This is a genomic window from Oscillibacter sp. PC13 (assembly GCF_900115635.1).
Taxonomy (GTDB): Bacteria; Bacillota; Clostridia; order Oscillospirales; family Oscillospiraceae; genus Oscillibacter.
In genome coordinates this window covers 1-5,676 of record NZ_FOXE01000035.1, presented here as the reverse complement: position 1 = coordinate 5,676, position 5,676 = coordinate 1, and the positions used below count along the sequence as shown (strand labels likewise).

5 protein-coding genes are annotated in these 5,676 nt (G+C 51.1%); all 5 read right to left on the bottom strand.

Annotation, left to right across the window (positions count from 1 at the left end):
• Window positions 1-193: 193 nt before the first annotated feature.
• Complete coding sequence (locus tag BMZ81_RS13760; RefSeq protein ID WP_091133090.1) at window positions 194-901, bottom strand: ABC transporter ATP-binding protein; 708 nt, start codon at window positions 899-901, stop codon at window positions 194-196.
• Complete coding sequence (locus BMZ81_RS13755) at window positions 895-1,623, bottom strand: ABC transporter ATP-binding protein (RefSeq protein WP_091133088.1); 729 nt, start codon at window positions 1,621-1,623, stop codon at window positions 895-897. The genes BMZ81_RS13760 and BMZ81_RS13755 overlap by 7 nt, the downstream gene beginning before the upstream one ends.
• 758 nt (window positions 1,624-2,381) lie before the next feature.
• Window positions 2,382-3,644 carry an ABC transporter substrate-binding protein gene (locus BMZ81_RS13750; RefSeq protein WP_177187331.1) on the bottom strand — a complete coding sequence of 421 codons (1,263 nt, stop codon included), beginning with the start codon at window positions 3,642-3,644 and terminating at the stop codon, window positions 2,382-2,384.
• Between the two features lie 31 nt (window positions 3,645-3,675).
• Window positions 3,676-4,680, bottom strand: a complete 1,005-nt coding sequence (locus tag BMZ81_RS13745) for a branched-chain amino acid ABC transporter permease (protein WP_091133084.1) — start codon at window positions 4,678-4,680, stop codon at window positions 3,676-3,678.
• Window positions 4,681-4,692: 12 nt separating this feature from the next.
• On the bottom strand, window positions 4,693-5,562 hold the full coding sequence (locus BMZ81_RS13740; protein WP_091133082.1) for a branched-chain amino acid ABC transporter permease: 870 nt from the start codon (window positions 5,560-5,562) through the stop codon (window positions 4,693-4,695).
• Window positions 5,563-5,676: the final 114 nt, after the last annotated feature.

Here is a 5,676-nt window from a genome sequence, read left to right as displayed (position 1 = left end):
GCCGTTGATCAGGTTGCCAAGATAATGACCATCGTTTTCCGCTGTCATCATTTTCCTGAAAATTACCTTGTTGCCAATCATTTTCCTTTGCCTCCGTTTTGTTTTATATGATCTGTTGGAGCCAAGAACGCTCTAGCACAGATGCGAATGAAATTGCAGAAACAGGATGGGGGGGGAACTGCGGTGCCTGAGATTACTCAATTCCCAAATACATCTTCTGAACGTAATCGCTGGCCAGCAGCTCCGCGCTGGTACCCTGGCCGTTGATGACACCTTTTTCAAGAATGTACGCCCGGTCTACAATCTTGAGCGTGGTATTGACGTTTTGCTCCACGAGAAGAATAATGACGCCTTCGTTCGTCAAGCCCTTCAGCGTTCTGAAGACGTCCAGAACCACTGAGGGAGCAAGACCCAGGGAGGGCTCATCCACCAGCATCAGCTTCGGCTCAGACATCAGACCTCTTGCAATACCCAGCATTTTGCGCTCGCCGCCGCTCATCAGGCCGGCCTGCTGGTTCAGCCGCTCGCCAAGGCGGGGGAAAAGGCCAATGACCTTTTCCGTGAGCTCGGCCTTCTTGGACTTATCCTTTATATTAAGGGCGCCCATCAATAGGTTTTCTTTTACTGTCATGCCGGAAAAAAGGTTGCCGCCGTCCGTTACAAAACTCACGCCCAAATCATGAATCTGCTTCATGGATTTGTTTTCCAGATGTTCATTATTGAAAACAATGGAACCGCTCTTGGGCCGAATCATACCACTGATTGCCCGCATGGTGGTGGTTTTGCCGGCACCATTGGGGCCCACAATGGCAACGAACTCACCCTCATTGACTTCACAGCTGACATCCCAGAGAACATCCAGCTTTCCATAGCCCGCACAAACGTTTTCTAATTTCAGCATGGTACTTCATCCTCTTTTCCGAGATAGCTCTCAATCACAAGCGGATTGTTCAGAACTTCCTTCGCAGTTCCCTCTGCGATTTTCTCTCCGAAGTTGATGACGATGACCCGGTCACAGGTATCGGTGATAAACTTCATCACGTGCTCAATGCAGATAATCGTAACGCCGCTGTCCCGGATTTGCTTTACCAGAGAAATAAAATCCGGAAGCTCTGCGGTGGTCAGGCCCGCTGCAACCTCATCCAGCAACAACAGCTCGCATTTGGTGGCAATGGCTCTTGCCAGCATCAAACGCTTTAGCTGCATCGTGTTCAGCGTCTCAGCGATCGTATCGTGTGACACTGCAAAGCCCACCTCGTCCAGCAGCTCATGGGCTTTTTGATCAGGATCCTTTACCTTTTCTCCGCCGCCGTAAATAATGGCTGTTTTAACATTATCCAGGGCGGTCATTTTAGGGAAGGAACGTACAATTTGGAATGTGCGGGAGATGCCCTTCCGGCAGAGATCATAGGAGGTCATGCCGGTAATATCTTCATCATTGAAATAAATTTTTCCCTTTGTGGGAGCATAAAAGCCGGAGATGCAGTTCAAGAATGTGGTTTTGCCTGCGCCGTTTGGTCCAATGATTCCGATGATCTCACCTTTGTTAACTTCCAGAGATACGTTGTTTACGGCTGTCAGGCCACCAAAACACTTGGTTACTCCTTCTGTGCGTAATATCAAAATTGGCACCTGCTTTCCAATTATTTATGTACGGGCTGCCATTGCCGGGAACGGCCCGCAGATGTGTTCGAAACTCAAGCACTTTTGAAATGTCGGGTCAGCAATTTTCGGTACTTCGCTGAGAGAAATTTTCGTTGGGGAAAAAAGCAAGCGGCAGGTACGGGCTTCCGCCCCATACCGTCACAGGCAGGGCCGGTTTCCATCCGTCGTTGCTCATTTAAAACTTATATTGCTTGAAAGAAGCGCGCTGCACGTCCATGCAAGTTTTGCCGTGTCGGACGCGGATTGAAAAATATCTCCTTTTATCTGCGTGTAAAGCGGCATAAACCCGCTGAATCTGTAGATTTGCTTCTCATTCTCATCATAGGAATAGAGGCTGCGGTGTGTCGCTGCTCATTAATAAAGAAGCGCTCTTTTGGTGATGGGGGCTGGGAAGCGGGAAATCAAATGTATTTCTAATCGCTGTTTGTTATCGCTGGAATGAAATTTTCAATGGAAAGAGGGAAAGGCGGCCACAGAGCGGCCTTTCCGCCGCCTTGAATCTGTTTGCAGCTTGCCAGCCGCTCTGTGGTGAATCCGTTTCCAGCCCGGCGGCAGCCGGTAGGGCTGCGCCAAGGCACTCATGGTTGATTCGGGACCGGATGAGGTACCCGGCACAACACGCTCCTGATAGATGCCTCCATGGAATATCTGCCCGCTGGAAAACCGTGGGGCTGTTCAGGAAAAATACGACAGACAGGAAGCTGTGGCCTTACAAATCAGAAAATGGCATCTGCCGCTGCGCGGGAGTTGGGCCACACGGCAACAAACTGGCCGTTCTGAACCTGACCCAGCGGATAGTAGAATGCATCCTCGCCGACCACGGGAGAGAGTCTGCCGGGCTCCCACTTATAGGCGGCCTGCATAATAGAGTTCTCAAACACCCAGTTCCCAGTCTGGACTTCTTCACAGCCGAACTTGTAGATGGTTTCAGAGTCAAGGACGCCGTACATGTCGTAGCAATCCTGTAGCATGTCAATGAAGCAGAGGGCGCAGTCATAAGCAACGCTCTCGCAGGCGACAGATGCATCATAACCCATCCGCTCTTTCCAGCGGGCCTCAAACTCAGCGCCGCGCTCGTCTACATAGCCGGGAAGCTGGTCGAACACGCCCTCTGCAGCGTCGCCGCAAAGATCGTGCCAGTCTGCATTCTCATTCAGGGAGTGGCAGATAATTGCAGAATCAAGGCCGATTTCCTTGGCCTGCTTCAGGAAAGCAGCCGCCGTGGCCGGAGTATTGATGGTGCCGGCGACGATGGATGCACCGGTGGACTGAATCTTGGAGAGCACTGCATAGAGATCCGTTGTGCCGGCGGCAAAGTATTCGTTATATACGATCTCATAGCCTGCATCGCCGAAGTACGTCTTGAAGTTGTCACCCAGTGAATGGCCCCAGTCGGTGTCCTCACCGTAGATGGCAATGGTCTTTTCGCCGGTCAGCTGGCCGCTTTCAAAGGCATTGTTGAAAACGTCGCGGTACTCCTCTGCGATGAAGTCCGTGGTGGGGTACATTTTGCCGATGTAGTAGCTGTACTTCTCAGGATCGGTTGCCCACTTTTCGTCAAGGGCCTGGCCTGCGCCGTAGTTGAACATATAGGGGATCTGGTATTTGGCGGCCACATCCATGGTCGACATGGCAATGGTAGTGAACCAGCCCTGCATCGCGACCTGTGCGCCGTCCTTCACAATGGCCTGCTCAAGGGCCAGGGCGCCCTTTTCGGGGTCATCGGTCAGATCGACGATGATCGGCTGAATCGTATAATCGCCGACCTTATAGTCGATCTCTTCGAAGGCCATTTTGGTTGCTTCCTCAAAGGCGGTGCCGGCTTTTGCACCTGTGCCAGTCAGAGAGCAGCCAACAGCAACTTTCAAAACCTTCTCGCCGTCTGCCGCCCCGCCGGAACTGCTGCTGCCACCGCAGGCGGAAAGCGCAAGAGAAAGGATCAGTGCGATGGCAAGGATCATGCTGGTCTTCTTTTTCATAGTAAATCTCCCCTTCATTAAATTTGTCTTATCATGCCTTGGCAGCATGAGAGGCCTTGTCGGCTTTCCGATCTGCTGCCAAGGATTTGACCTTTTCCGGAATTTTGCAGAGACCGCCGGGGAAGTAAATCATGGACACAATCAACAGCAGGCCATAGATAATGTACTTAATTTCTACCAGACTGTTCATGGCCTCAAAAACAGGCATAATGATAAAGCTTGCAAGCAGTGGACCCCAAATGCTTCCGCGTCCGCCGATATAGGCCAGCACCAGAATCTGCACCACATTCTTTGTGCCAAGCACGTTGGGGGAAAGCACGCCGACATAGTGACCGTAGAAGCCGCCGACAATTCCTGCAATGAAACAGGAGACAACGAAGTTGATGGTCCGGTACTTCAGCGGACTGATACCGACGGCCTTTGCCGCTTCAATATCCTGGCCAAGCGCCCGGAAGGACAGGCCAAACCGGGAGTCAACGATCTTTCTCAGGGCGCAGAAGGTAATCAGGCAGATGACAAATATCACGTAGAAATAGGGCTTGGCCCACGGTGTAGAGAACAACTGCGTGACATTCAGACCCATGGCGCCTCTTGTGATGTCCGGGACAGCTGCAATGATGTTCTGAAGCACAATGCCAACGAACCACGCCAGAAGAGCTGCGAACATGGCGTCCATTTTCATCGTGAGCAGAGCAATCAAAAGACCCAGCAAGGCCGCCATGATTCCGCCCAGAAGCATGCCAATCCAGGGGCTTACGCCGAAATACTGATTCATTAGGGCGGACAGATAGGCACCCATTCCCATCAGAGCTGCATATCCCCAGTTGGATACGTTGATATAACCGACGGAGAAATCGAAGCCCATGGCCAGCGTTCCCCAAATCAGGCAGGTGACGCCGAGTTTGGTATAGTACTCGTTTGGAGAAAAGAATGGGAATAACCCGATTAAAATAAACGCAACCAGACTGATGGGAGAGAGCCCCACTTTGCTGAGAGGCCCAGAAAATTTACGATAAAATCCATTAAATTTTTCCATAATATCCTCCCGTCATACCTTCTGCTTGCGGCCGAACAAGCCGGCTGGCTTGAACAGCAGTATCAGAATGATTACTGAAAGCGAAATGACATTCTGCCATGCAGCACCCACAAGATACGTGGAGGCAACTTCAATCAGACCCACCATAAAGCCGCCTACAATGACGGCACTCAGGTTGCCCACGCCTACCAGAATGACAGTGAACCACGCCGCAAGGTTGGGGGCGGTGCCCATGGTCGGATAAGCGGGAGTAATGGAAATCAATGCGCCGCCTGCAAGAGCGGCAAGCATACAGCTCAAAGCATAGGTAAGCGTGTGGATTTTTTTAATATCCACGCCCATCAGCATGGCGCCGGTTTCATCGTCTGCAACGGCAAGAATGGAAATACCCGTTTTGGTCTTTTTGAGAAACAGCCAGAAAACAGCCAGCGTAACCATTGCAATACCAAAGGCAATAATACGGTCATAAGAGACATTAAAGCTGCCAATTTTGACATTGCCGTCCCAAAGCTTTTCCACGCCAAAATAATTTGCTGAGAAAATGTACTGCGCACCATTTTGTATAATCAGCTGAATGCCGGCGCCTATCATGAAGGCGTTGGTTACCCAGTCGCCAGTATTCCGTTTGCGCAGGGGAGAGAAGGTTATTTTCTCAATCAGCGCACCCAGAACAAACCCCACCACTGCTGCGAAAAGAATGGCGATGGACGGTGGCCAGCCAAAAGCTGTAAATGCGAAATATGTGGCATACGCACCGAATAAATAGTACTCGCCGTGGGCGAAGTTGGGAATGCCCATTACACCGTATACCAGTGCGAGGCCCAGCGCAATCAGCACATACATGCCGCCTCTGAGGATGCCGCTTATTAAAATATTAATCATGGCTCATTCCTTCTGAATATCAATTAGTAATGAAAGCCGTTTTCTTCGTCGATGGCCTTGAGACCTCTCAGATATGCGGCATAGGTTTTCAGATCGCCCACGCACACATCCTCC